The following is a 24,968-nucleotide window of genomic DNA, read 5'->3' on the forward strand; positions in this document are numbered from 1 at the left end:
CCTCCCCATGGCTCTCGGTAACCCGAGCCTGGCTCATCGTAGGTAAAGTCCACTCGTCCGTCAGCCACCGTTCCCGCTCGATATGGAGAAGAATCGATGACAAGCGGGCTGGCCCGGGTCACGATCAGCGCGCCCCGGCGGCGGGTCGACGTGGCCCTGCCGGAGCAGGTCCCCCTGGCCGAGCTGCTGCCCGAGGTGCTGCGGCACGCCGGGGAGGGGCTGGCCGACGACGGCGAACGGCACGGCGGCTGGGTGCTGCGGCGGACCGACGGCGCCGCGCTGGCGACCGCGCAGGCGCTGCTGCCCCAGGGCGTCCGCGACGGCGAGGTGCTCCATCTCGTCCCGGCCCGGGCCGAGTGGCCCGAGTTGGAGTACGACGACGTGGTCGAGGCCATCGCCGACGGCGCCCGACGCCGGGGCGCCGCCTGGTCGCCCCGGGCCACCCGGGCCGCGGCGCTGGCCGGGGCGGGCGTGCCGCTGGCCGTCGGGCTGCTCGCCGTGCTGGCCGCCGGCCCCGGGCCGCGCGACGGCTGGCCGGTCGCCGCCCTGGTGGCCCTGCTCCTGGTGCTCGCCGCCACCGCCGCCTCCCGGGCGTACGGCGACGGGCCGGTCGGCGCCACCCTCGGCGGGTACGCGCTGCCCTGGGCCGCCGCGGCCGGCGCCCTGGCGGTCGGCTCCGGCGACCCCGTCGGCCCGTTCTGGCCGCTGCGCTGGGTCGGCGCGCCCGAACTGCTCGCCGGCTCGGTGGCGCTGCTGCTGGGGTCGGTGCTCGGCCTGCTCGGGGTGGGCAGCCGGTCCCGGGTCTTCCTGGCCGGCGCGACCACCGGCGCGGCCGGCGCGGCGGCCGGCCTCGGCGGGCTGTTCCTCGACCCGGCCGGCACCGCCGCCGTGCTGCTCTGCGCGCTGGTCTTCGCGCTCGGCGGGCTGCCGCTGCTGGCCATCCGGCTCGGCAAGGTGCCGCTGCCGCCGATCACCCTGCCCGCGCCGGCCGGCGGCCCGCCCGGGGTCCGTGACCTGCCCGACCGGGGCCGGGTGCACGCGGCCGTGGCCCGCACCGAGGAGATGCTGACCGGCATGCTGCTCGGGCACGCGGTGCTGGCCGTGGTGGCCGCAGCCGTGCTCGCCACCACCGGCGGGCTCGCCGGTCGGCTGCTCGTGGCGGTCGGCTGCGGGGTGCTGCTACTGCGCTCCCGGCTCTTCGTGGCGGTCCGCCACCGGGTGCCCGCCGTCGCCGCCGGGCTGGCCGGGTACGCGCTGCTCGGCGCGGTGCTCGCCGGCCGGTCCGGCCCGGCCGGCCGGCTGGCGCTGTCCCTCGGCGGGCTGGCCCTGGCCCTGGTCGCCGTCGCGGCCGGCGCCACGTACGCCCGCCGGCCGGTCACCCCGTACCTGGGCCGGCTGGCCGACCTGACCGACACCGCGCTGGTGGTCGCGGTGGTCCCGGTGGCCTGCGCGGTGCTCGACCTCTACGACCGGGCCCGCGGCCTGCTCGGCTGACCGGCACGCACGAGGGCCCGGGTCGCTCGGTGGAGCGGCCCGGGCCCGTCGGCGCGGATCAGGTCAGTGCAGGGTCTCGCCGCGCTCGGCGGCCTCCTTGGCGCGCTGGTACGAGGCCACGATCTCGGCCTCGGCCTCGGTGCGGCCCACCCAGGTGGCGCCCTCGACCGACTTGCCCGGCTCCAGGTCCTTGTAGACCTCGAAGAAGTGCTGGATCTCCAGGCGGTCGAACTCGCCCAGGTGGTGGATGTCCCGCAGGTGCTCCTGGCGCGGGTCCTCGTAGGGCACGCAGAGGACCTTGTCGTCGCCGCCCTTCTCGTCGGTCATCCGGAACATGCCGATGGTGCGGCAGCGGATCAGGCAGCCCGGGAAGGTCGGCTCGGGCACCAGCACCAGCGCGTCCAGCGGGTCGCCGTCCTCGCCCAGGGTGCCCTCGATGAAGCCGTAGTCGGCCGGGTACTGCGTGGAGGTGAAGAGGGTGCGGTCCAGCCGGATCCGGCCGGTCGCGTGGTCCACCTCGTACTTGTTGCGGTGACCCTTCGGGATCTCAACCGTGACGTCGAAATCCATCTCCCACGCTCCCTCGTTTGCCCACGCTGGCTAACGGAACCAGTGGCGCCGCCCACCGGACGGGGTGAACGACCCCCGCCGGCTCCGACGGCCGCATAGTGTTCGGACCGAAGTAGTGTCACCCAAGGCGCTTTGGAGCGGGGGAGGAGGGGGTCGTGGGGAGGGAAGATTCACACTACCGCCCCGAGGGGGTTGACGGGCGCAGGTCCGCAGGTTCCGGTTCCGGCGGGGCCACCGGCCGCGTCCCGGTCCCCGGCGCCAACCCCGCCCACCGCCCCGGGCCGCCCGTCGGGTCCGCCCCGGTCGGCCGCGCCAACCCCGGGCAGTACGGCCACGCCGACCCCCGGCGGCACGGTCACCCGGATCCCCGGGACCACGGCCCGGGTCCCGCCGCCCCGGTGAGCTGGCCCGGCTACGACGCGCCCGGCGGCATCCCGGTGAGCCCGCCCGCCCCCCCGGTCGGGGCCGCCCCGCTCCCGCCGCCGCCCCCGCCACCCGGCCGGCGCCGGGTCCGGCTGGTCGCGGTGCTGGCCGGCGTGCTGATCGTCGCCCTCGCGGCGGTCGGGCTGGCCGTGGTCCGTCCCGGGCCGTTGGCCGGCTGGCTGGGCGGCGAGGACAGCCGGACCGCCGCCGCGCGGTCCCCCGAGCCGCCCCCGCCCGCCGTGCTGGCCGGCGCCGACGGCAACGCGCCGCTGCCCACCCCCGAGGGGGTGGGCGCCGCGCTCGAACCCCTGGTCCGCGCCGCCGCGCTGGGCGACCGGGTGAACGTGTCGGTGGCCGACGTGACCACCGGCCAGGCGCTCTACGGCAGCGGGCAGGACGCCCCGACCGTCCCCGCCTCGGTGACCAAGCTGGCCACCGGGGTCGCCGTGCTGGCCGCGCGCGGCCCGGCGTACCGGATCCCCACCCGGGCGGTGGCCGGCGCGGCCCCCGGCGAGGTGGTCCTGGTGGGCGGCGGCGACCCGACCCTCGCGGTCGACAAGAACGGCTTCTACCCGGGCGCGGCCCGGCTGGACGACCTCGCCGCCCAGGTGCGCAAGGCGCTCGGCGGCACCGCCCCGACCAAGGTCACCGTCGACTCGTCCCTGTTCACCGGCCCGGTGTACGGGCCCGGCTGGGACTCCGACATCCCCACCGGCGGGTTCGGCGCGGCGATCACCGCCCTGATGACCGACGGCGCGCGGCGGGACCCGGCGGAGGCCCGCCGGACCGAGGAGGCCATGAACCACGCCGCCGAGCGGGTGCCCCAGCCGGACCTGACCGCCGGCCGGCAGTTCGCGAAGCTCCTCGGGCTCTCCGGAGCCGCCGCCGAGGTGCAGCGGGGCGCCGCGCCCGCCGACTCCGGGGCGTCCGCGGCCGGCGCGCCCGCTCCCGGCGCCGAGCTGGGCAAGGTCGAGTCGCTGCCGATGGTCCGCCTGGTCGACATCATGATCAGCGACAGCGACAACGTGATCGCCGAGGCGATGGCCCGCCAGGTCGCGCTCGCCAAGGGCAAGCCGGGCTCGTTCGACGGCGGCGCGGCGGCCACCGACCAGGTGCTCGGCGAGCTGGGGCTGCCGGCCGACGAGATCAGCCTGGCCGACGGCAGCGGGCTGTCCCGCACCAACCGGATCAGCCCGTCGCTGCTCACCGACCTCATCACGCTGGCCGGCAACGGGAGCCACCCCGACCTGGCCGCGATCTTCGGCGGCCTGCCGGTGGGCGGCTGGTCCGGCACCCTGGACGAGCGCTACCAGGCATCGGTGACGAAGGCCGGTGCGGGCGTGGTCCGGGCGAAGACCGGCACGCTCAGCGGGGTCAACGCCATCGCCGGGCTGGTGACCACGGCCGACGGCCGGCTGCTCACCTTCGCCGTCCTCACCGACCGCACGCCGGACACCCTCGACGAGACCCGGCAGGCCCTCGACCGGATCACCTCCGCGCTGGCCGGCTGCGGCTGCCGCTGACCATCCCCGCCGGTGTGACCGGCGTCGATCGGCCGGCGCGAGCCCCGGTTGGGGTGTCGCGGCGCGGGTACGGTGGGTTCATGGCGCAGTTCGTGGACTGGGATCTGGCCGCCGCGACCGCGGGGGCCCTGGGCAAGTCGGGCCCCCGGGTGTCGTACGCCGAGGCCACCGACGTGGTGGGCGAGCTGCGCCGGCTGACCGAGGAGGCCGCCGGTCACGTCGCCGACTACACCGGCCTGCGCTCCCAGGTCGCCCACCCGCCGGTGCGCGTGGTCGACCGCCGCGACTGGGCGGCCGCCAACATCGCCGGCCTGCGCGAGGTGATCACCCCACTGGTGGACCGGCTCTCCCGCGACAAGCGCCCGGGGCCGCTCACCGAGGCGATCGGTTCCCGGCTCACCGGGGTGCAGGCCGGCACCGTACTGGCGTACCTCTCCGGCCGGGTGCTCGGCCAGTACGAGGTGTTCGCCGGCGACCCCGGCCAGCTCCTGCTGGTCGCCCCGAACATCGTCGAGGTCGAGCGGAAGCTGGGCACCGACCCCCGGGACTTCCGGCTCTGGGTCTGCCTGCACGAGGTGACCCACCGGACCCAGTTCACCGCCGTGCCGTGGATGCGCGCGTACTTCCTCAGCGAGGTGCAGGCGTTCGTCGACGCGTCGCAGGGCGGCGAGCACGTGCTGGAGCGGCTGCGCCGCGGCGTGGCCACGCTCGCCGACGCGGTGAAGAACCCGGACAGTCGGGCCAGCGTGCTGGACATCGTGCAGACCCCGGCGCAGCGGGCCGTGCTGGACCGGCTCACCGCGCTCATGACCCTGCTGGAGGGGCACGCCGAGTTCGTCATGGACGGCGTCGGCCCGCAGGTCATCCCCAGCGTCGAGTCGATCCGGGCGGCGTTCAACCGCCGCCGCGAGTCCGGCAACCCGCTGGAGAAGGCCATCCGCCGGCTGCTCGGCATCGAGGTCAAGATGCGCCAGTACGCCGAGGGCCGCAAGTTCGTGCACGGGGTGGTGGACCGGGTCGGCATGGCCGGCTTCAACAAGATCTTCTCCTCGCCGCTCACCCTGCCCCGGCTCGACGAGCTGGGCGACCCGGACGCCTGGGTGGCCCGGGTGCACGGCGGCCCGGCGAACGTGCCCCCGGCCGCCGGCTGAGTTGGCCCCGCTCGCCCCGCCGGTCGCCGCCGTCCGGCTCGCCGTACGCCGGGCGCTGGCCGGGCTGCCCGGGGCCGGGCCGGTGCTGGTGGCCTGCTCCGGCGGCGCCGACTCGCTCGCCCTGGCGGCCGCCACCGCCTTCGTGGCGCCCCGCCTCGGCCGCCGGGCCGGTCTCGTGACCGTGGACCACGGCCTGCAACCCGGCTCGGCCGAGCGCGCCGAACAGGTGGCCCGGTGGGCGGCCGGGAGCGGTCTCGATCCGGTCGAGGTGGTCCCGGTGACCGTCGCCGGCCGACCCGGCGGCCCGGAGGCGGCCGCCCGCGAGGCCCGGTACGCCGCCCTGGTCGCCGCCGCCCGCCGGCACGACGCGGCCGGGGTGCTGCTCGGGCACACCCGCGACGACCAGGCCGAGACGGTGCTGCTCGCGCTGGCCCGGGGCGCCGGCCCGCGCGGGCTGTCCGGCATGCCGGCCCGCCGTGAGCTGGACGGCGTCGCGCTGCTGCGCCCGCTGCTCGACGTCCCGCGCGACGACACCCGGGAGGCGTGCGCCGCGCTCGGGCTCACGCCCTGGGCGGACCCGCACAACGTCGACCCGGCGTACGCCCGGTCGCGGGTCCGCGCCGACCTGCTTCCGGCGCTGGTCGAGGCGCTCGGCCCCGGGGTGGTGGGCAACCTGGCCCGGACCGCCCGGCTGCTGGCCGCCGACACCGCCGCGCTGGACGACCTCGCCGCCGCCGCGCTCACCGAGGTCCGGGCCGCCGAGGGCGGGCTCTCGGTCGAGGGCCTGGCCGCCCTGCCGGCGGCGGTACGCACCCGGGTGCTGCACACCTGGGCCCGCGAGCTGGGCGCCCCGCCGGCCGCCCTGTCGCACCGGCACGTGGCGGCGCTGGACGCCCTGGTCACCGACTGGCACGGGCAGGGCCCGGCGCACCTGCCGGGCGGCCTCCCGGTGCGCCGCCAGGCCGGTCGCCTCACCACCTGACCCGCCCCGACGCGCCGCACGCCGCCCGGGCCGGCTCCTCGGCCGCGAGGGGATGCCCCGGGAGCCCGCCGGAACGCCGGCCCGCCGAGGTGGCGGTGTTTCACCGCACGGGACGCCGCCAGCTCGCCGAGCCGGCGGTGACGGGCGCGCCGAGGGGTCGCCGGGAGCCGCCGGAGGCGGTAGACAGGGCGCATGGCGTACCCCCGACAGCCGTTGCTGGCCCCCCAGGGCGCCGTCGCGACCAGCCAGCCGCTCGCGGCGGCCGCGGGCCTGGCCGTGCTGCGGCGCGGCGGCAACGCCCTCGACGCGGCGCTGGCCACCGCGATCACCCTGACCGTGGTCCAGCCGCCCTCGAACGACATCGGCGGCGACCTGTTCGCGATCGTCTGGGACGGTGAGCGGCTGCACGGGTTGAACGCCTCCGGCCGCTCCCCGGCGGCGCTGACCCGGGAGCTGGTGCTGGCCGCGACGGACCGGCGCGGCGCGGCGCCGGTCGACGCGCTCGGCGGCGCGCAGGGCGAGGGGCGCACCGTGCCGACCCGGGGCTGGCTGCCGGTGACCGTGCCGGGCGCACCGGCCGGCTGGCGGGACCTGCACGAGCGGTTCGGCTCGCTGCCCTTCGCCGAGCTGTTCGCCGACGCGATCGGCTACGCCGAGCGCGGCTACCCGGTGGCCCCGGGCACGGCGGCCACCTGGGCGCGGGGGGTGGCCGCGCACGACGGGCTGACCGGTGCGGAGCACGCCGAGTTCCGCCGGGTGTTCACGGTGGACGGCCGGGCGCCGCGCCCGGGGGAGTGGTGGCGCAACCCCGACGCGGCCGGCACGCTGCGGCGGATCGCGGAGAGCGGCGCGGCGGACTTCTACCGGGGGCGCATCGCGGCGGCGATCGACGACCACGCGGCCCGCACCGGCGGGTTCCTCACCGGCGACGACCTGGCCCGGCACGCCTCGACCTGGGTCGATCCGGTCTCGGTGCGCTACCGGGGGCACGAGGTGTGGGAGCTGCCGCCCAACGGGCAGGGGATCGCCGCGCTGCTGGCGCTCCAGCTGCTCGACGGGGTGGACCTGGCCGCGCTGTCGCCGGAGGAGCGGCTGCACTGGCAGATCGAGGCCGTGAAGCTCGGCTTCGCCGACGCGCACGCCCACGTGGCCGACCCGGAGCGGGCCGAGGTGCCGACGGCGGCGCTGCTCGACCCGGGCTACGCGGCGGCCCGCCGCGCGCTGGTCACCGGGCGGGCCGGTGACCCGGTGGCCGGCGAGCCGGAGCGCGGCGGCACCGTCTACCTCTGCACGGCCGACGCCGGCGGCATGATGGTCAGCCTCATCCAGTCGACCTACCTGGCGTTCGGCTCGCACGTGGTGGTCCCCGGGCACGGCTTCGCGCTGCAGAACCGGGGCCTCGGCTTCCGGCTCGACCCGCACCACCCGAACGTGGTGGGGCCGGGGAAGCGGCCGTACCACACGATCATCCCGGGCTTCCTGACCCGGGACGGGGCGCCGGTCGGCCCGTTCGGGGTGATGGGTGGGCACATGCAGCCGCAGGGGCACGTGCAGCTCGTCTCGGCCACCGTGGACGCGGGGCGCGACCCGCAGGCGGCCCTGGACACCCCGCGCTGGTACTGGCACGCCGGGCGGACCCTGCTGGTCGAGCCGGACCTCGACCCGGAGGTGGTCGCGGGGTTGCGGTCGTGCGGGCACGAGGTCACCGTCGCGGCCGAGCCGTCGGTCTTCGGGTACGGCCAGGCGATCTGGCGGGCGCCCGGCGGCGGGTACGTGGCCGGGTCGGAGTCCCGCGTCGACGGCGCGATGGTGGGCTGGTGATCAGGCGTCGACCCGCTCGCGGAAGGTCGTCCGGTAGGCGTGCGGGGTGGTGCCGACCCGGCGGGTGAAGTGGTGCCGCAGCGCCGCCGCATCGCCGAAGCCGGCCTGGTCGGCGACGCTCTCGACGCTCAGCCGGGTCTCCTCAAGCAGCCGCCGCGCCAGCAGCACCCGCTGGTTGGTCAGCCAGTCGTGCGGGGTGGTGCCGGTCTCGGCGCGGAACCGGCGGGCGAAGGTACGCGGGGCCATCCCGGCCCGGGCGGCCAGCTCGTCCACGGTCACCGCCCGGTCCAGGTGCCCCATGAGCCACTCCAGCACCGGCTCCAGCGTGGGCGCCTCGGGCGCCTTGGGGATGGGCGCCTCGACGTACTGGGACTGGCCGCCGTCGCGGTGCGGCGGGACGACCATCCGGCGGGCCAGCCGGGTGGCCGTGGCCGAGCCGTGCTCCTGGCGGACCAGGTGCAGGCAGGCGTCGATCCCGGCGGCGGTGCCGGCGCTGGTGAGCAGCCGGCCGTCCTGCACGTAGAGCGAGTTGCACTGCACCCGGGCCGCCGGGAACCGCTCCTGGAGGTCGTCGACGTGCCGCCAGTGGGTGGTGCAGTCCCGCCCGTCGAGCAGCCCGGCCTCGCCGAGCACGAACGCCCCGGAGCAGACGCTGAGCAGCCAGGCGCCCCGGTCGGCGGCCCGCCGCAGCGCGGCCAGCACGGGCTCGGGGACCGGCGTCCGCCCGTCGCCGTGCGCCGGCACGGCCACCAGGTCGGCGGACTCGATCGGGGTCAGGTCGGCGGTCGGGGTGAGCTGGAAGCCGGAACGGCTGCGGACCGGCCCGCCGTCGGCGGTGCAGACGTCGAACCGGTAGCCGGGGAAGCCGTCGGCGGTGCGGTCGGTGCCGAACACCTCCGCGACGACCCCGAGTTCGAACACGGCGACCTCTTCGAGGGCGACGACGGCGACCGAGCGAAGCATGTGACGAGGGTAACCCGACGGGTGGCAGGAAATCGAGGCTCACTGGCATTCCTGCCACTGTCCGATGGGTACGGCGGCCCGCAGAATTGATGGTGTCCGGTGCGCACCGGCGGCGAAAACCACATCAACCACGCGAAAGTGAGCGCCGCCATGACCGTTCTGCTGCTCCTCCTCTTCCTGCTCCTCCTCGTCGGCGCGAGCGCCTCCGGGCTCACCGCCGACAGCCGCGACTCGGCCGACTGGAAGCCGACCGAGGACGGGCGCCGCTGGCGCTCCCGCACCTGCTGAGGTGATTTGCTCCATCTGCGCCGTTAATCCCCGGCGGGACCGCGCCAAAAGGGGCGGCCCCGCCGACGGAGGCCATAGGGCGTACGGCAGGCTAGGAGCATGGCTGACGGCTCCTGGTACGACGCCGACATCGACCACGTGATCATCTCCGAGGCGCAGATCCGCGAGAAGACCGCGGAACTGGCCAAGCAGGTCTCGGCGGACTACGCGCACGTCGAGGACGGTCTCCTGCTCGTCTGCGTGCTCAAGGGCGCGGTCATGTTCATGGCCGACTTCGCCCGCGCGCTGGGCCGCCAGGGCCCGCCCGCCGAGCTGGACTTCATGGCCATCTCCTCGTACGGCCAGGGCACCACCTCCTCGGGCGTGGTGCGGATCCTCAAGGACCTGGACCGGGACATCGCCGGCCGGCACGTGGTGGTCGTCGAGGACATCGTCGACTCCGGCCTGACCCTCTCCTGGCTGCTGCGCTACCTGGAGTCGCGCTCCGCGGCCAGCGTCGAGGTGGTCGCCCTGTTCCGCAAGCCGGACGCGGTCAAGGTGCCGGTCCCCGTGAAGTACGTGGGCTTCGACATCCCGACCGAGTTCGTGGTCGGCTACGGCCTCGACTTCGGCGAGCGCTACCGCGAGCTGCCCTACGTCGGCGTGCTCAAGCCCGAGGTCTACGCCCGGGCCTGACCCCGGCGCCCCGCCGGTCGTCAGCCGACGTTCAGCGGGCTCTCAGCCTTCCGGTCTACGGTAGAGGCCGGTGACGTGGAGGCACCCTCCACGCCCGACCCCTCGAACCGCGTGACCGGGCGGTCGGGTGGCCGGGTGGGGAGCTCCCCGCCACGCCGGCTCAAACCCGGGTTCGCCGTACGCGTAAGTGCCGGGCTCGCAAGCTCACATCTGGCACGAACGGTGTACCGTCGAATGACCGCGGCGCGGCAGTTCGCGCGTCTCGGGGTCGGGGCCGGCCCGCACGGCGGCTGCGGCCGCCGCCCGAGGCGGCGACACCATTCAGACGGTCAGGACGTCGATCAGGAGGATGCGGGCGCCTCGGTGCCCGACAACAGTATGGAACGTACGCGTTTCTTCCGCCGACCGGTGGTCTGGATCATCCTGGTCATCCTCGGCGCCGTTGTGCTCAGTCAACTCTTCACGGCTGGTCCCAGCTACCACCGCGTGGACACGTCGGTGGCGCTCGACCAGCTCCACACCGCAAAGATCAACAAGGCGGTCTTCCAGGACAAGGAGCAGACGCTCCAGCTCGACCTGGCCCAGAAGACGAAGTTCGGCGACACGACCACCGACCGGATCGAGGCCCAGTTCCCCTACGAGGTGGGCAGCCGGGTCTGGAGCGAGGTCCTGGACGCCAAGGCGGCCAACCGGATCACCGGCCCGGCCGACACCAAGGTCTCGTCGGACAGCATCTGGGTGAGCCTCCTGGTCAACCTGCTGCCCATCGCGCTGCTCGTGCTCCTGCTGCTGTTCTTCATGTCGCAGATGCAGGGCGGCGGCTCCCGGGTGCTCAACTTCGGCAAGTCCAAGGCGAAGATGATCACCAAGGACACGCCGAAGACCACCTTCGCGGACGTGGCCGGGGCGGACGAGGCCGTCGAGGAACTGCACGAGATCAAGGACTTCCTGCAGAACCCGGCGAAGTACCAGGCCCTGGGCGCCAAGATCCCGAAGGGTGTGCTGCTCTTCGGCCCGCCCGGCACCGGTAAGACCCTGCTCGCCCGCGCGGTCGCCGGCGAGGCCGGCGTGCCGTTCTACTCCATCTCCGGCTCGGACTTCGTGGAGATGTTCGTGGGTGTCGGCGCCAGCCGGGTCCGCGACCTCTTCGAGCAGGCCAAGTCGAACGCGCCCGCCATCGTCTTCGTCGACGAGATCGACGCGGTCGGCCGGCACCGTGGCGCCGGCATGGGCGGCGGCCACGACGAGCGGGAGCAGACCCTCAACCAGCTGCTGGTCGAGATGGACGGCTTCGACACCAAGGGCGGGGTCATCCTGATCGCCGCCACCAACCGGCCCGACATCCTCGACCCGGCGCTGCTGCGCCCGGGCCGCTTCGACCGGCAGATCCCGGTCGACGCGCCCGACATGGAGGGCCGCAAGGCCATCCTGCGGGTGCACGCCAAGGGCAAGCCGTTCACGCCCGACGTCGACCTCGACTCGGTCGCCCGGCGCACCCCCGGCTTCAGCGGCGCCGACCTGGCCAACGTGATCAACGAGTCCGCGCTGCTCACCGCCCGCAAGGACCAGCGGGCGATCACCAACGACTCCCTGGAGGAGTCGATCGACCGGGTGATCGCCGGTCCGCAGCGCCGGACCCGGGTGATGAGCGACCAGGAGAAGAAGATCACCGCGTACCACGAGGGTGGGCACGCACTGGTCGCCTGGGCGCTGCCGCACGCCGCGCCGGTGCACAAGGTGACCATCCTGTCCCGGGGCCGGTCGCTGGGCCACACCCTGGTCCTGCCGACCGAGGACAAGTACACCCAGACCCGGGCCGAGATGATCGACACCCTGGCGTACGCGCTGGGTGGCCGGGCCGCCGAGGAACTGGTCTTCCACGAGCCCACCACGGGCGCCGGCAACGACATCGAGAAGGCCACCCAGCTGGCCCGCGCGATGATCACCCAGTACGGCATGAGCTCCAAGCTCGGCGCGATCAAGTACGGCACCAGCGGCGACGAGCCGTTCCTCGGCCGCAACATGGGCCACGAGCGGGACTACTCGGACGCGGTGGCCGCCGAGATCGACGGCGAGATGCGGGCGCTGATCGAGCTGGCGCACGACGAGGCCTGGGAGATCCTGGTGGAATACCGGGACGTCCTGGACAACATCGTGCTCGAGCTGATGGAGAAGGAGACCCTCTCCACGGCCGACATGGCCCGGATCTGCGCCCGGGTGGCGAAGCGCCCGCCGATGGCCCCCTACCACGGCTTCGGCAAGCGTCAGCCCTCCACCGAGCCGCCCGTGCTCACCCCGGCCGAGAAGGAGACCCTGAAGGCGCAGGCCCAGGCCGATGGCGCCTCGGTCGGCGGGTCCCCCTCGAACAACTCGGACGGTACCCACTGAGCAGCGACCCGACGGCCAGCTCCCGAGACCGGGAGCTGGCCGTTTCCGCGACCGAGCCCGACGGGGACGACGGGCTCGACTACGTCGCCGCCCGCCTGATCAGCGGCAAGCTGACCGGGCGGCCCGTCGAGGAGAGCGTCGACCTGGCGCGCATCGAGAAGGCGGTCCGCGAGATCCTCGTCGCGGTCGGCGAGGACCCGGACCGGGACGGCCTCCAGCAGACGCCGGCACGGGTCGCCCGCGCGTACGCCGAGCTCTTCGCCGGCCTGCGGGTCGACCCGGCGCAGGTGCTCAGCACCACCTTCGAGGCCAACCACGAGGAGCTGGTGCTCGTCCGGGACATCGACGTGATGAGCCTCTGCGAGCACCACCTGCTCCCCTTCCGGGGCAGCGCGCACATCGGCTACATCCCCGGCCCGGACGGCCGGATCACCGGCCTGTCCAAGCTGGCCCGGCTGGTCGAGGTGTTCGCCCGGCGCCCGCAGGTGCAGGAGCGGCTGACCTCGCAGATCGCCGACCTGCTGATGACCAAGCTGGCGCCGCGCGGCGTCGTGGTGGTGCTCGAATGCGAGCACATGTGCATGGCGATGCGCGGCATCCAGAAGTCCGGCGCCAAGACGATCACCTCGGCCGTCCGGGGCACCCTCCAGCACGACGCCAAGTCGCGCGCCGAGGCCATGGCGCTCATCATCCCCCGCTGACCGCAGCGAGACAGGGCCCTTCCCGCGGGGGAGGGCCCTGTGCCGTGTCCGGGGTCAGTCGGCCAGGGTCAGTCGGCCAGCATGGCCAGCAGCAGCCCGGCCGTGGTCAGCACCGCCGGTACCAGGCAGACCAGCGCGCCGAAGCGGGGCGTCCGGTCCACCCGGTCGGCCGGGCGGGGCCGGAACAGCCGCCCCACCGCGAGCCAGCCCAGCATGAACGCGACCGCCGGCAGCGGCAGCCCCACCACCAGCGCCAGCACGGTCAGCGGGCCGGTGCCGGTGGCGAGGAAGAGCACGAGTTGGACCAGCGGCACCAGCAGCGCCAGCGGACCGTAGACCAGCAGGTTGCGCGGGCGCGCCGGCCAGCGGGCCAGCCGGGGCAGGCCGCGCGCCGCGAGACTGTCGTCCGCGGAGTCCGCCCAGCCCCGGGCGGACCGCAGGGCGGCCAGGACGGCCGCCGGACCGGCCGCCATCGGTCGGGTCGCCTCGGTCACCTCGGGGGGCGTCGGGACCAGCGAGATCGCGGGCACGCCCAGCTCCCGCAGTCGCGACTGCTGCGGGGCGAGCCGCTCACGGACCGCCGTCAGCTCCTCCCGGGCCGCCGCCACCGACCGGGCCTGCTCGCTCGCGGCGGTCGCCGCCGCCCGGCGTACGCCGTCCAGCTGGCGGGCGGCGGCCACGTAGTCCGCCCAGGCCGCCCCGGCCGCGTCCACGTCCACCGTCGGGCCGCCGGACCGGGGAGCGGGGACGGCCGTGCCGGTCTCGCTCATGGCTGCACCCTCCCGGTTCCCGCCGGCCCACTCCTCGCGCTCACGGTGCCCTCTCGGTTCGCGACTGCGGGGCTCGCAACCCCGGCTCGCTCCTCGCGCTCACGGTGCCCCCTCGCCGAAGGGGACCAGCACCGTGCCCTGCTCGCCCGGGCCGTCCCAGAGCACGGCCCGGCCGGGCCGGGGACGCCAGAGCACCGGCCGGTCGAAGAGCTGCTCCAGCCGGCCGCCGGGCACGTCGGTGACCACCACGGCGGTGAGCTTGTCCACCTCGCCCTCCGGACCGAGCAGCCCGGCCAGCGGCGCCACCGTGCGCCACCAGCCGAGCAGGTGCCGGCCGCCGGGCGGCCCCTCCAGCAGCAGCGTGCGCAGCAGCTCGGGCGGCAGCTCGGTCGCGTCCGGCACGTCCAGCCCGAACACCACGAGGTAGCCCGGCTCGTCCGCCGCCATCGCCGCCCGCAACCCGGTCACGTCGACCGTCTCCACCCGGTGCCGCCCGGCCAGCTCGGCGGCGAGCGCGCCGGCCGGCTCGGCCGAGCCGTTGGCCAGCGGCGCCAGCACGAACCGCGCCGCGCCCGGGTGCGCCGCCGCCGCGCTGCGGACCGCGGTGACCAGCAGCCGCTCGGCCTCCTCGTCCCGGCCCAGCACGGCCAGGTTCCGGCCGGCGGCCGGCCCGAGCGGCACGGCCACCGTGGAGCGCCGGACGTCCACCGCCCGGCCGAGCAGCGCGGCCGGCGCGTGCGCCCGGCCGGCCAGCGCGGCCCGGTGGCGCGGGTCGTTGGCGAGCAGCGGGCGGGCGAACCCGGCGAAGACCACCGGCGGGGCGGCACCCTCGGGCCGGGCCGACCAGAGCCGGTGCCGCAGGTCGGTGAGGACCTCGGGGTCCTCGTGCGGGTCGGGGAACCGGATCATCCGCTCGTGGCCCCGGGTCGCGCCGCGCGGGCCGCCCAGCCCGCCGGCGGTGTTCACCACCGCGCTGCCCACCGGCAGGCCGGCCGCCGAGTCGTTGGTCGGCTCCAGCACGGCCGAACCCCCGGGCAGGGCCACCCGGACCGGGAACTGGCCGAGCAGCGGGTCGCGCGGGCCGCCGATGCCCAGGTCGCCCTCGCCGGCCAGGACCAGGTGGATCCCGTACGAGCGGGCGGCGCGGGCCAGCCCGTCCAGCCGGGCGAGCAGGTCGGTGGCGAGCCGGTCCCGCTCGCGCAGCAGGAGCGGGAAGTTGTCGATCACGCAGACGATCCGGGGCAGCGACTGGTGCTGGCGCAGCTCGGCGTAGCGCTGCCCGCCGGCTCGTCGGCCCGCCTCCTCCCGGCGGCGCAGCTCCGCCTCCAGCTCGCCGAGCAGGTCCGCCACGTACTCGCGGTCGGCCGCCATCCCGGCGGCCCGGACCTGCGGCACCCAGGACCGGTCCCGCTCGGTCTGGAGGAACTCCACGAAGGACTCGCCGTCGTCGAGATCGGCCAGGTAGAGGACCAGCTCGTCCGGGCCGTAGCGGGCGGCCAGGCCGAAGAGCGCGTCGGTGAGGAACGCCGACCGGCCGGCCTGCGACCGGCCGCTGACCAGCCAGTGCGGGGTCAGCTCGGTGAAGCCCAGGCTGACCGGCCGCCCGGCGGCGTCACCGACCGTCGTGACGAGCCCGTCGACCGAACCCTCCGCCCACAGCTCGCCGTCGGGCAGCAGGTCGGTGAGGGCGAGGCGGGAGCCGTCCTCGATCTGCCGGACCAGCCGCCGGCACACCCCGGCCACCAGCTCCTCGGGCGGGTCCTCGTCCAGGAAGACCGGGGAGTTCAACCCGCCCGGCGGCTCCGCCCCGGGACTGCTGAAGCCGGCGGCGTGCGGATCCCCGACCAGCGCGTAGGCGGTGCGTACCGCGAGCGGGGTGGCCTGCGGCAGCGGCACCGTGTCGGGCCAGCCGGCCACCACCAGGTGCAGCCCGGCCCGGGGACCCTGCGCCGCCAGCTCGGCGAGCCGGTCGAGATCGGACGGTGCGGCCCCGTCGGGCAGGGCGGCCACCACCAGCAGCAGCGTGCGGTCGTGCCCGCGCTGACGGGCCGTGCCGGCGGCCACCCACTGCTCGGCCTCGGCCAGCACCGCCCGGAACCCGGTCAGGTCGGTGGCGGGCGGCGGCAGCAGGCCCGCGTCGGCCAGCGGCGCGTAACCGGCCAGCGTGGCCCCCGGGCCACCGTCGACCGCGCGGGCCAGCAGGGCGCCGGCCGGGCTGGCCGCGAACAGCCGCAGCAGCAGGGCGCGGAGCAGCCCGGCAACCCGCGGGTCGCCGGCGTCGGCGTCGACGCTCAGATGTCCGCTGCCCAGCAGGGGCACCAACGCGGGGAACCGGGCGTCGTCCAGCGGCGCGGCGGTGCCGACCCGGACGAAGGCGGGCAGGTCGTCCCCGGGCGGGGCCGTCGGGGTCAGCGTCTCCAGCGGGTCACCGGCCCAGCCTGGCGCGGCGAGCGCCGCCGCGGCACGGAGCCGCTCGGCCAGTTCGTACTGCCGGTGGTGATCGGCGGGCGCGGGCCGGATCTCGTCGAGGATCGCGGCCGCCGCGGTCGCGGTGGCCTCGGCCCTGCGGTGCAGCGCGGCGGCCCGGCCGGCGCGCGCCTTCGGACTCGCCACCCGTCCACCTCTCTTCCCGAGGCCGACATCTCCTCCCCGATGGTGACGGTATCCCAGCCGGGGGCCGTCCTCCGGGATGTCGGTCGGCGCGGTGCCCGGCTCACCGGTGAGCAGCCTCACCCGCCGCACCCTCCGGCGGTTCGCCACGATCCGCCAGTTCTGAGGCATTGGGTACGCGGCGCGCAGCCGATAGCCTCAGGAGGTGGAATCAGTGCAGCCCCCCGCCGGTTCCCAGGTCTCGCGGGTACCGGCGCAGCGGACCCCGCCCGAGCAGTTGGCGCCGCCCGCGCCCGCTCCGGCGCCGGCACGCCCGAAGCGGCGGCTGCGCACCGTTCTCGCGGTGGTCGCCGGGGTGCTGGCGCTGCTCTGCGTTGGCGGGGCGGTCGTCGGTTTCGTGTTGTACGACCGGGCAACCGCTCCTGACCGCAGCGCTCCCGATGTCGTGGTGGCCAACTACATCCAGACCTTCCTGGTGGACCGCAACGACACGAAGGCGCAAGAGTTCACCTGCGCCTCCGGAGCCGATCTCGATGCGGTCCGCGCTCTCCGGACCGAACTGGAGCAGCGAGAGGCCAACTTCAACGTTGTCGTCAAGGTCAGCTGGGGTCCCCTCGCCCGTGCAAAGGACGGGGAGGGCGAGTCGGTGACAACGACCCTGGCCATCTCAAGCTCGTCGAACGGCCAGCCGCGGAGCAGTCGCCGGGAGGTTTGGCGCTTCCACGTCGTCAATAAAGACGGCTGGCGAGTGTGTGGCGGCAGCAAGGTCGGCTGATCCGGGTCACTCCAGCCAGAGCAGGTGGACCGGTACCTCCATGCTGGTCGGTGCCTGACCGCGCCAGGCCCAGCGGTACCACTCCAGTTCCGGGGCCACCCGGACGCAGATGTCCCCGTCCGCGCCGGAGTAGGCCTCGGTGACCGCCCGCAGGTCGCGCTGCTCGGTCGCCCCGGTCACGTGCACGACCCGGCGGCCGGCGACCGAGTCGGCCTCGAAGACCGGAGTGGGCGGGCGCCGGGTGGGCGCGTCGAGCGAGACCAGCCGGATGCCCGGCTCGGGCGGGCCGACGCTCGGCCGCCGCTCGCCCACGGTCTCCACCCAGACCCGCTCCACCGGCACGAGCGGCGCGAAGACCTCCACCTGCTCGGACTCGGCGCGGTACCACTCGTGCTCCGGGATGACCGGCACGTAGGTCCGGCTGCCCTGCACGACCCGCTCGTCGGCGCGCAGGTCACCGCGCCACCCGAGGCCGGGCAGGCCGACCAGCACGCGGCGCCCGCGCAGTTCGATCCGCCCGGTCGCGGGGACGATGTCGACGGGGTGGGGCGGCAGCGGTGCCCAGTCGGGCCGGTCCGCGAAGGGGTCGGGCAGCGGGTTGCTCATGTGCCGGTGCGCCTCACGCGGTCCCGTCCACCGGAGCGCCCCGCTCGCGCATGAAGGGCACCGGGTTGACCGCGCCGCGGCTGGACCGGTCGCTGTCGACGTGCACCTCGAAGTGCAGGTGCGGGCCGGAGGAGTTGCCGCTCGTGCCGGAGAGGCCGATCACCTCGCCCGCCTCCACGGACTGGCCCGGCACCACCCTGGGGCGCTCGATCATGTGGCAGTAGCGGGTGATGTAACCGCCGGCGTGCAGGATGTCGACGAACCAACCGCAGCCGCCCTTGCCCGGCCAGCCGTCCCGGTCGCAGTCGCGCCTCCCGGAGCGGTCGGGGTCGCAGCGAGCCACCAGCACCCGGCCCGCCGAGGCCGCGTGGATCTCGGTGCGCTTGTCGGCGGCGAGATCGACCCCGTTGTGGCTGGGCCGCTCCGTGGTGCGGAAGCCGGAGACCACGCCGCCGGGCAGCGGGGCGGTCCAGCCGGAGGCGGCGATGCGGGCCCCGGCGGCGGCGTCGCAGACCGCCTTCCCGGCGATCTCGACGGTGCGGGCGGCCCCGCCGGCGAGCGCGTCGACGATCCGGCCGGCCAGGTCCTCGTGCTTCGCGTAGGCGTCCGGGAAGGCGCTGACCTGCACCCGCTGCGCCACCACGGTGAGCGGCCGGTGCTGCCAGTCCCGCACCCTGACCATCTTCTCGTAGAACTTCCGGGCCGTGTAGGACGGCGTCATCCGCTGTTCGACGCTGCCCCACCCGGGTCGCTGCTGGAACAGGCCCAGCGAGTCGTGGTCGGCGCCGACGCCCTCGTGCGGCAGGGCCAGGGACGTCGGCACCGTGCTGTTGGCGAGGTTGCGCAGGGCGGACTCCTGCATCGCGGTGGCCAGCGCGATCACCCAGCCGCGGGGCGGCACCTTCATGTCCTGGCCGACCTTGATGATGACGGCGGCGTTGCGGAGCTGGCCCTCGCCGTACTCGGTGAAACGCGGCATGTCCCCGGTGAGGTTGACCTGGTAGGCCGGGTCGCAGTTCAGGCCGGCGAGCACGCCGTCCTTCTGGTCGCCGCCGAGTTCGGTGAGGAGGAACGCGCCCGCCCCGCCGACGCAGCAGAGCAGGGTGAGCACCGTGGTGACGGCGGTGACCAGCACGCCGACCCGCAGCTTGCGGCGGACCGGCGCCGTGACGCCCGGCGCCGCGCTCACGGCCGCTCCCAGTCGACCGCGTCCACCAGCCACCGGCCGTCCGGGGCAACCAGTTCGAGCCGGAGCCGGCCGTTGTCGAGCGGGACCAGCGCCTCCACGAAGGACTCGGTGCGCGGCCGGAGGGTCACGGCGCCGGCCGTCCGGCGGGCGGGCACGCTCTCCGGGTCGGCGCCGGTCATCTTCTCGACGAGCGCGGGCGTGGAGAGCGGCCGCAGCCGGGCCTGCCAGGCATCGCCGCTGCTGCCGGGGCCGGTGAGCCAGGCCGTGGTGAACCTGCTCGCGGTCTGCTCCGGGGTGGCCTCGCCCGCCCGGGTCTTCGGCGAGACCGCCGCCGGCGGGCTCGACAGCACCCCGTCGTCACCGGCGTGCGGGTCGACAGTGCTGATCGGCTGGCTCGGCCGGGTGCTGAGGCCGATTGTCGAGTCGACCGGACCGGAGACCAGCCGGGCCGCGCCGATCACGCCGAAGACCAGGACGGCGATCACCAGCGCGACGCCGAGCCGGGACCGCAGTACCCGGGTGACCAGGAATTCCAGCGCGCGCCGCACCGGTGTCACCGGGCCTCGGAGCGGACCCGCGGCGCCGGCTTGGGCGCCGGGGCGCGGTCGGCCGAGTCCGGCCGGTAGACGGCGAAGGAGGGTGCCTCCTCGGGCACGTCGGGTCCGGCCCAGCCCGCTGGCTGGCGGCGGGATCGGGGCGCGGCGCTACGGCGCTCGGACCCGGGCTCGGTCGCCGGCGCCTGCTCGGGGCGCTCCCGTCCGTCCGGCCGTTCCCGCTCGACCGCCGTGACGGTGTGCGCCGGGTCCTCGTGCCGGGCCTCCGGCCGGAGGCTGCGCTGGTCGGCCGGGACGCCGCGCCGCCGCCCCATCGCCGGCTCGGCCGTGCCGCCCGGCTCGGCCACGTCGAGCCGGGCGGCGACGCGCATGTCGCGGAAGAACCGCCGGTGCCAGGAGCCGGCCGAGCTGACCGCCTCGCTGCTGTCCTTCCCGCCGAGCTGGGTGATCCGCCGGTACGGGCGGAGCAGCAGCCAGCCCACCACGCCGCAGAGCCAGACCAGGACCACCTGAAGCCAGCCGGGCAGGGTGGGCGTGTTCATGATCAGATCCACCGCGAACAGGTAGATGGCCGCGCCGGTGCCGAAAATGGCGATGTTGAAGACGGCGGCGACCACGGCGTTCGCGAGCCGCCGGAGGCCGGCGCTGGCCGGGCGCATCAACCCGACCGTGCCCAGGATCGGCGCGGCGATCACCGCCCACCGGAAGATCAGGAAGCCGAGCAGCACCAGCAGCGAGGCGGTCAGGTCGAACATCGCGAAGAGCAGCGAGGCCAGCACCGCGATGAAGCCCGCGCCGATCCGGTCCATGTCCCGGACGCCCTGGAGGTACTCGTACGCCTCCGGGTCCTCCGACTTGATCTGTTCGGCGACCTTGGCCCACTGCTGCTGCTTGGCCTTGATGACCACCTCGCGAGTGGCGGGGTTAGCGCGGATCGACTCCGCTTCGTCCCAGGTCAGGGACTTGGCGTCGTAGAGCGCCGGACCGTACTTCTTGGCGGTCTCGCTGTCGGCCGAGCCGAGCACGCCCCGCAGCCAGTTCCGGTAGAGCATCGTCTCCGTCGCCGTGTCGCTGGCGCGCACGGCCGGGGGACGGTGGTCCTTGCACGCCGCAGGGTTCGGGTCGTCGCACTGTCCGGGCGGCGTGTCCCTGGAGGTGGGACCGACGGCGTCGTGCACCACGCCGAGGCTCGTGATCAGGGCGCTGTCGGCGATGTTCGCCGACTTGACCGGCCAGGCGGCCAGGGCGGTCACCGCGACCATGACCAGGATCGCCCAGCCGGCCGTCGTCATGGCGTTGCTCATGTCCGACTGGCGTGACCGCCAGAGCAGGTAGAGACCGACCACGCAGATCGTGATGATGCCGAAGACGCTGAACACCTTCTGGTAGACGGCCTTGGTGGCCTGCTCCACCAGCGGGTCCGCCCAGCGCCACATCGTGCGCGGGTCCCAGGCGCGTTCCCGCAGCGCGTTGGACGCCCCGATGATCGCGTTGGCGAACATGAACTCGCCGTTCGCCACCATCGTGGTGAACCGGTAGTCCGGATGCAGCACCGAGGAGGCGCAGCCGCCGTCGACGTCGTACGTCGTGTAGCTGTATCCGGCGTAGCCGTAGTCGCTGTAGAGGCCCTTGGGCCCGGGCTGCTTGGCGGAGTCGGGGCGGGAGGCGAACCAGCCGGCCAGGCCCGAGTCCGGCGCCCCGGGCACCGGCGCGTTGCGGCACTCGACCTGGTCCTCGCTGACCGCCTTGAGCTTCGCCACGCAGGCGCGGAAGTCGGCCTGCCACTCCTTGGTGCTGCACAGCTCGGCCCGGGCCTGGGCGGCAGCCGGTACGGCGGCGTACGCGGGTGTCGCCCCGACCAGCGGCCAGGCGATGGTGGCCCCGGCCAGTACGCCGAGCGCGAGGAGGAGCGCCGCGATCCGTGCCCGGACCCTCGCCATGTCACGCCTCCAGATCAGCCAGGACGGCCGGCAGCTGCCCGGCGGCCTGGGCGACCGCGGCGGGGGTGGTGTCCAGGTGCTCCAGCAGCCCGTCGACGTACGACACGTCGACCCGGACCTTCTGCACGCGCCCATCGACGTCACGCATGACGAACTCGCGGAAGCCCAGCCGGGCGGCCGAGCCGCTGTCGGCCTGGGAGAGCGAGGCGAGGGTGGCCTCGTAGCCGTCGTTGACCGGCACCCGGAGCAGCCGCAGCGCCTCGGAGGCGATCTCGGTGTCCTCGGCGATCCGGCCGACGAAGACGGTGGAGACCAGGTTCTGCACGTCGAGGCCGAGGATGTCCTTGGGGTTCTGCGAGGCGACCAGCGCGGCCAGGTTCCACTTGCGGGAGTCGCGGGCGAGGCGGACCAGGAACGACCGGCCGGAGCGCCAGCCTTCCATGAAGTGCGCCTCGTCCAGGCCCACCAGCTTGCGGGAGGACATCGAGCCGCCGTAGCAGCGGCGGACGGCCAGCCGGTGCGCGGTGTGCAGCATCGGCAGGGCCAGCGCCTCCTCGGCCGACCAGTACTCGCGCTCGATCTTGAGGTCGGGCAGCCGGAGCCCGGCCATGGTGATCACGGTGAGCGCGGCGTCGGCGCCGAGCAGCCCCTCCGGCGGCCGGCCGAAGAAGAGCATGGCCAGCGGCATCTCGGCGGTGTCGAGGAGCAGGTTGGCCAGCTCCCGGCCGGCGTCGTCGTCCAGCCCCTGGAGGCAGGCGACCACGTCGTCCAGCGTGGAGGTCTCCTCGGCCGGCACCTGGCGTACGGCGTGTCGGAACAGGGTGGCCGTGGAGGCCTCCCGGGCCACCTGCGGTGGCACCAGCATCATGCAGATGTCCTGCACGAGCATCCGGCGCTCGGCGCGGGCGTTGGAGACCGCGATCTCGAACTCCCGGTCGCCGGCCGCCCCGGCGCCGAACTCGGTGCGCAGCGGCGTGGGGATCAGCGCGTACGGGGCCAGGGTGCCCTGCTCCGAGCCGGTCAGGTTGAGCACCCGCGAGTACGGCGCGAGCTCGGGCATGGCGCAGAGGCGGGCCAGCGGGCCGGACGGGTCGAGCAGGGTCACCTGCACGCCCCGCCGAGCGGCCAGATAGCCGAGCGCGCCGAGCAGGGTGGACTTGCCACCGCCCGGCTCGGCGACGAAGACGGCGAGGCCCGAGCGCTCGCGTACCTCCATGGGGAAGTGCAGGTCGAGGAAGACCGGGCGGCGGCAGGTGCCGGCGGTCCGGCCGATCAGGTCGCCGCGCCGGTCGCCGACCGTGGACGCGGCCTGGGGCAGCGCCGCGGCGAGCAGGTTGACCGGCATCCGCCGGACGTAGCCGGTGTTGGCGATCGGCTCGCCGGGGATGAACTCGCGGGCCAGCCAGTCCTGGTTCTTCGGATGCTGGAGCGAGATGCGCAGCTCGCGCGAGTAGAGCTGGATGAGCCGGCGGGCGCGTTCCAGGCACTCCTCGCGGGTGCGGCCGCCGACCGCGATGCGGTGCCAGCCGTGCGCGCGGGCCGAGTCCACCGGCAGGCCGGTGGTCATCTCGTCGCCGATCACCAGGGCCCGCTTGGCCAGCCGCTCCAGCTCGGGCGGGGCGTCGATGCCGTGCTCCGCGTAGTCGAGCTGCTGGGAGCGGATCATCCGGAGCCGGTGTTCGAGGTTCCGGAAGGAGTCGCCGGGGCCGAGGATGTCGACCCGGGTGGAGAGCTCCATGGGCCACGGCAGCCGCTCGTGGAAGTGCAGCCAGGGCTCGTGCCGCTCGGGGATCTCCAGCGGTTCCATCCGGCCGACCGCGAGCACGGCCACGTGCCGCTCCTCGCCGGTCATCCGGTTGACCAGCTTGACCGTGGAGCCGTAGGGGGTGCGGTAGCGCTCGACCTGCTCGGTGAGGGCGAGAAGGTCGCCGCGTTCCCACCTGCCGTTGGTGATGGGGGAGAGCACGCCGGGCGGCGCCATGCAGAGCGCCACCGAGCGGTAGAGCAGCCACTCCAGCTCCTGCGCGGTGACCCGGCGGCCCCGCATGCCGAACGCGCCGAGCACCTCGTCGAACTGCTCGACGGTGCGACCGAGCCGGCGCCGCTCGCCGTCGGCGGTGCCCCGGCCGAAGGTGCGCAGCAGTCGTTCGGTGAGCGAGTCGCCGAGCGACCGGCGGGCGAAGGTGACGCCCAGGTAGGTCTGCCCCTCGGCGTGGTTGACCGCCATGAGGTGCCGCTGCGCGGCGACGAGGTGGTCGGCCCAGCCGGTGGTGCCGGGCACGTCGGGCAGCGGCGCGGCGGTGTGCGCGTCGATGGTGCGGGCCCACTCGTCGGCCGGGAACGGCCGGGTGGTGCGGCGCAGGTGCAGCCGGAAGCCGGCCAGGCCGGCGTACTGCTCGGAGATCGCGGAGAGCAGCGCCTCGCGCTCGGCGTCGGGGCGGAACGCCCAGCGCACCTCGGGCAGCCAGTACCAGGCCGTCACCGTGTTGGGGGTGAAGGTGAGGTGGCCGGCGATCTCGGTGATGGCCAGTTCGACAGAGGGGTCCCGGTCGCCGAACTTGATCTTCGGGGCCCGGACCCGGACCGGCTTCGCGGGCTTGCCGCCGCGCTCCGGGGACCGCTGCCGGGGCGCGGTCACCTCCCGGCCGGACGGGGTCGCCAGCTCGCGCGTCTCCGGCCGGGGTTCCACCGGCCGGAGGTCGCGCCGGCGGGCGGGGCGCTCGACCGGGGTCTCCGGCTCGGCCGGCTCCCGCTCGACGGTGGACCGGAGCGCCGGGAGCCGGTCGCCGACCTGGTGCGGCACCCGGGTACGGGTGGCCGGCGCCGGTTCGAGGGCGGGCTGCTCCGGCGCTTCGGGGGTGGCGTGCGCCGCCGGGCGGGCGGCCTCGACCGCCTCGCGGGGCCGGCCCACGGGGCGGACGCCGGGCGCGCTGTCCCGGAACCGGGCGGCGGGCGGCTCGTCCTCGGGCCGGGCGGGCAGGGCCGGTGGTGGCAGGGGCCGCTCGACCGGCTCCACCGGAGCGGCGTGCTGGTGCGGGATCGGCAGGGGCGGCTCGACCGGAGCGGCGTGCTGCGACGGGACAGCCCGGGCCGGCTCGACCGGCTCGACCGGGGCGGCGTGCTGGTGCGGGATGGGCAGCGCGTCCCGGCCGATGCCACGCCGAGGCGGCGCCACCACGGGCTCCACCGGAGCCGGCGGGCCGGCGGGCGGGCTGGCCGGCCGGCGGACGCGGGGCTGCGCGCCACCGAAGAGGTCGAGGAAGGGGGAGTCGATGTCGCCGCTGTCGGCGACCACCGGCTCCCGCTGCTCGCCGCGCGGAGCGAGCGGCCGGGGCGGCTGGAAGACCCCGACGCGACCCTGCTGGGGGCTGGTCACCAGGGCCGGGTCGAGGGTGACCTCGTCCAGCTCCTCGTCCGTTGGGTAGTCGAACGATCGCGCACGGTTACCGTAGGGCCCGGCCGGACGTCCGGCCGGGGAACCCGGCGTGGAAGAGCGACTCATGCGACCGCCTCACCCGCGTCGTTCGTCTGCGCCGTCTGCGTAC

Annotated in this window: 19 protein-coding genes; 10 read left to right on the forward strand and 9 right to left on the reverse strand. The window is 75.3% G+C overall.

The window, feature by feature from the left end; all coding sequences use genetic code 11:
- The first annotated feature begins 96 nt into the window (after positions 1-96).
- Entirely contained in the window at positions 97-1,494 is a 1,398-nt protein-coding gene (gene eccD / locus FXF50_RS22860) for a type VII secretion integral membrane protein EccD (RefSeq protein ID WP_148430927.1), read from the forward strand.
- A gap of 63 nt (positions 1,495-1,557) precedes the next feature.
- On the opposite strand, the gene FXF50_RS22865 is transcribed toward eccD, so the two are convergent.
- A complete protein-coding gene (locus FXF50_RS22865) occupies positions 1,558-2,064 on the reverse strand; it encodes an inorganic diphosphatase (protein ID WP_091266984.1) in 507 nt (168 codons plus the stop codon).
- A gap of 155 nt (positions 2,065-2,219) precedes the next feature.
- On the opposite strand from FXF50_RS22865, the gene dacB reads away from it, so the two are divergent.
- From dacB to FXF50_RS22885, 4 genes are all read left to right on the forward strand, one after another.
- Positions 2,220-4,010 carry a D-alanyl-D-alanine carboxypeptidase/D-alanyl-D-alanine-endopeptidase gene (gene dacB / locus FXF50_RS22870; protein ID WP_148430928.1) on the forward strand — a complete coding sequence of 597 codons (1,791 nt, stop codon included), beginning with the start codon at positions 2,220-2,222 and terminating at the stop codon, positions 4,008-4,010.
- Positions 4,011-4,090: 80 nt separating this feature from the next.
- Complete coding sequence (locus FXF50_RS22875; RefSeq protein WP_148430929.1) at positions 4,091-5,161, forward strand: zinc-dependent metalloprotease; 1,071 nt, start codon at positions 4,091-4,093, stop codon at positions 5,159-5,161.
- 1 nt (position 5,162) lies between these two features.
- Positions 5,163-6,143, forward strand: a complete 981-nt coding sequence (gene tilS, locus FXF50_RS22880) for a tRNA lysidine(34) synthetase TilS (RefSeq protein WP_148430930.1) — start codon at positions 5,163-5,165, stop codon at positions 6,141-6,143.
- Between the two features lie 192 nt (positions 6,144-6,335).
- On the forward strand, positions 6,336-7,964 hold the full coding sequence (locus tag FXF50_RS22885) for a gamma-glutamyltransferase family protein (protein WP_148430931.1): 1,629 nt from the start codon (positions 6,336-6,338) through the stop codon (positions 7,962-7,964).
- Here the strand turns inward: FXF50_RS22885 and FXF50_RS22890 are convergent, their stop codons facing one another.
- The gene (locus FXF50_RS22890) at positions 7,965-8,927 is read right to left on the reverse strand and encodes a GlxA family transcriptional regulator (protein ID WP_148430932.1); all 963 of its coding nucleotides are present in this window, start codon (positions 8,925-8,927) and stop codon (positions 7,965-7,967) included. It abuts the gene before it with no gap.
- A 150-nt stretch (positions 8,928-9,077) separates the two neighbouring features.
- Here FXF50_RS22890 and FXF50_RS29410 point away from each other — a divergent pair, with 150 nt between their 5' ends.
- The 4 genes from FXF50_RS29410 to folE all read left to right on the forward strand — a co-directional run bounded on the left by FXF50_RS29410 (position 9,078) and on the right by folE (position 12,979).
- Positions 9,078-9,215 (forward strand): hypothetical protein, encoded by a 138-nt coding sequence (locus FXF50_RS29410; RefSeq protein ID WP_167544575.1) that lies wholly within the window; start codon positions 9,078-9,080, stop codon positions 9,213-9,215.
- Between the two features lie 99 nt (positions 9,216-9,314).
- Positions 9,315-9,890 (forward strand): hypoxanthine phosphoribosyltransferase, encoded by a 576-nt coding sequence (gene hpt, locus FXF50_RS22895; RefSeq protein WP_091317014.1) that lies wholly within the window; start codon positions 9,315-9,317, stop codon positions 9,888-9,890.
- Between the two features lie 378 nt (positions 9,891-10,268).
- The gene (gene ftsH, locus FXF50_RS22900) at positions 10,269-12,278 is read left to right on the forward strand and encodes an ATP-dependent zinc metalloprotease FtsH (RefSeq protein ID WP_148431010.1); all 2,010 of its coding nucleotides are present in this window, start codon (positions 10,269-10,271) and stop codon (positions 12,276-12,278) included.
- Positions 12,279-12,313: 35 nt separating this feature from the next.
- Positions 12,314-12,979, forward strand: coding sequence for a GTP cyclohydrolase I FolE (gene folE, locus FXF50_RS22905; protein ID WP_148430933.1), 666 nt, complete (start codon positions 12,314-12,316; stop codon positions 12,977-12,979).
- A gap of 68 nt (positions 12,980-13,047) precedes the next feature.
- On the opposite strand, the gene FXF50_RS22910 is transcribed toward folE, so the two are convergent.
- On the reverse strand, positions 13,048-13,749 hold the full coding sequence (locus FXF50_RS22910; protein ID WP_148430934.1) for a hypothetical protein: 702 nt from the start codon (positions 13,747-13,749) through the stop codon (positions 13,048-13,050).
- Between the two features lie 99 nt (positions 13,750-13,848).
- A complete protein-coding gene (locus tag FXF50_RS22915) occupies positions 13,849-16,362 on the reverse strand; it encodes an FtsK/SpoIIIE domain-containing protein (protein ID WP_255510154.1) in 2,514 nt (837 codons plus the stop codon).
- A gap of 211 nt (positions 16,363-16,573) precedes the next feature.
- Between FXF50_RS22915 and FXF50_RS22920 the strand changes: the two genes are divergently transcribed.
- On the forward strand, positions 16,574-17,134 hold the full coding sequence (locus FXF50_RS22920; RefSeq protein WP_148431011.1) for a hypothetical protein: 561 nt from the start codon (positions 16,574-16,576) through the stop codon (positions 17,132-17,134).
- 6 nt (positions 17,135-17,140) lie between these two features.
- On the opposite strand, the gene FXF50_RS22925 is transcribed toward FXF50_RS22920, so the two are convergent.
- From FXF50_RS22925 to FXF50_RS22945, 5 genes are read right to left on the reverse strand one after another with little or no spacing between them, the layout of a single operon-like run.
- Entirely contained in the window at positions 17,141-17,740 is a 600-nt protein-coding gene (locus tag FXF50_RS22925; RefSeq protein WP_148430936.1) for a hypothetical protein, read from the reverse strand.
- 13 nt (positions 17,741-17,753) lie between these two features.
- Positions 17,754-18,929, reverse strand: coding sequence for a M23 family metallopeptidase (locus FXF50_RS22930; protein ID WP_148430937.1), 1,176 nt, complete (start codon positions 18,927-18,929; stop codon positions 17,754-17,756).
- Positions 18,926-19,486 carry a hypothetical protein gene (locus tag FXF50_RS22935; protein WP_148430938.1) on the reverse strand — a complete coding sequence of 187 codons (561 nt, stop codon included), beginning with the start codon at positions 19,484-19,486 and terminating at the stop codon, positions 18,926-18,928. The genes FXF50_RS22930 and FXF50_RS22935 overlap by 4 nt, the downstream gene beginning before the upstream one ends.
- Positions 19,483-21,423, reverse strand: coding sequence for an MFS transporter (locus FXF50_RS22940; RefSeq protein WP_148430939.1), 1,941 nt, complete (start codon positions 21,421-21,423; stop codon positions 19,483-19,485). The genes FXF50_RS22935 and FXF50_RS22940 overlap by 4 nt, the downstream gene beginning before the upstream one ends.
- 1 nt (position 21,424) lies before the next feature.
- On the reverse strand, positions 21,425-24,925 hold the full coding sequence (locus FXF50_RS22945) for an ATP-binding protein (RefSeq protein WP_148430940.1): 3,501 nt from the start codon (positions 24,923-24,925) through the stop codon (positions 21,425-21,427).
- Positions 24,926-24,968 lie beyond the last annotated feature (43 nt).

Source organism: Micromonospora sp. AP08 (assembly GCF_008085935.1).
In the GTDB taxonomy this organism is placed as follows: Bacteria; Actinomycetota; Actinomycetes; order Mycobacteriales; family Micromonosporaceae; genus Micromonospora; species Micromonospora chersina.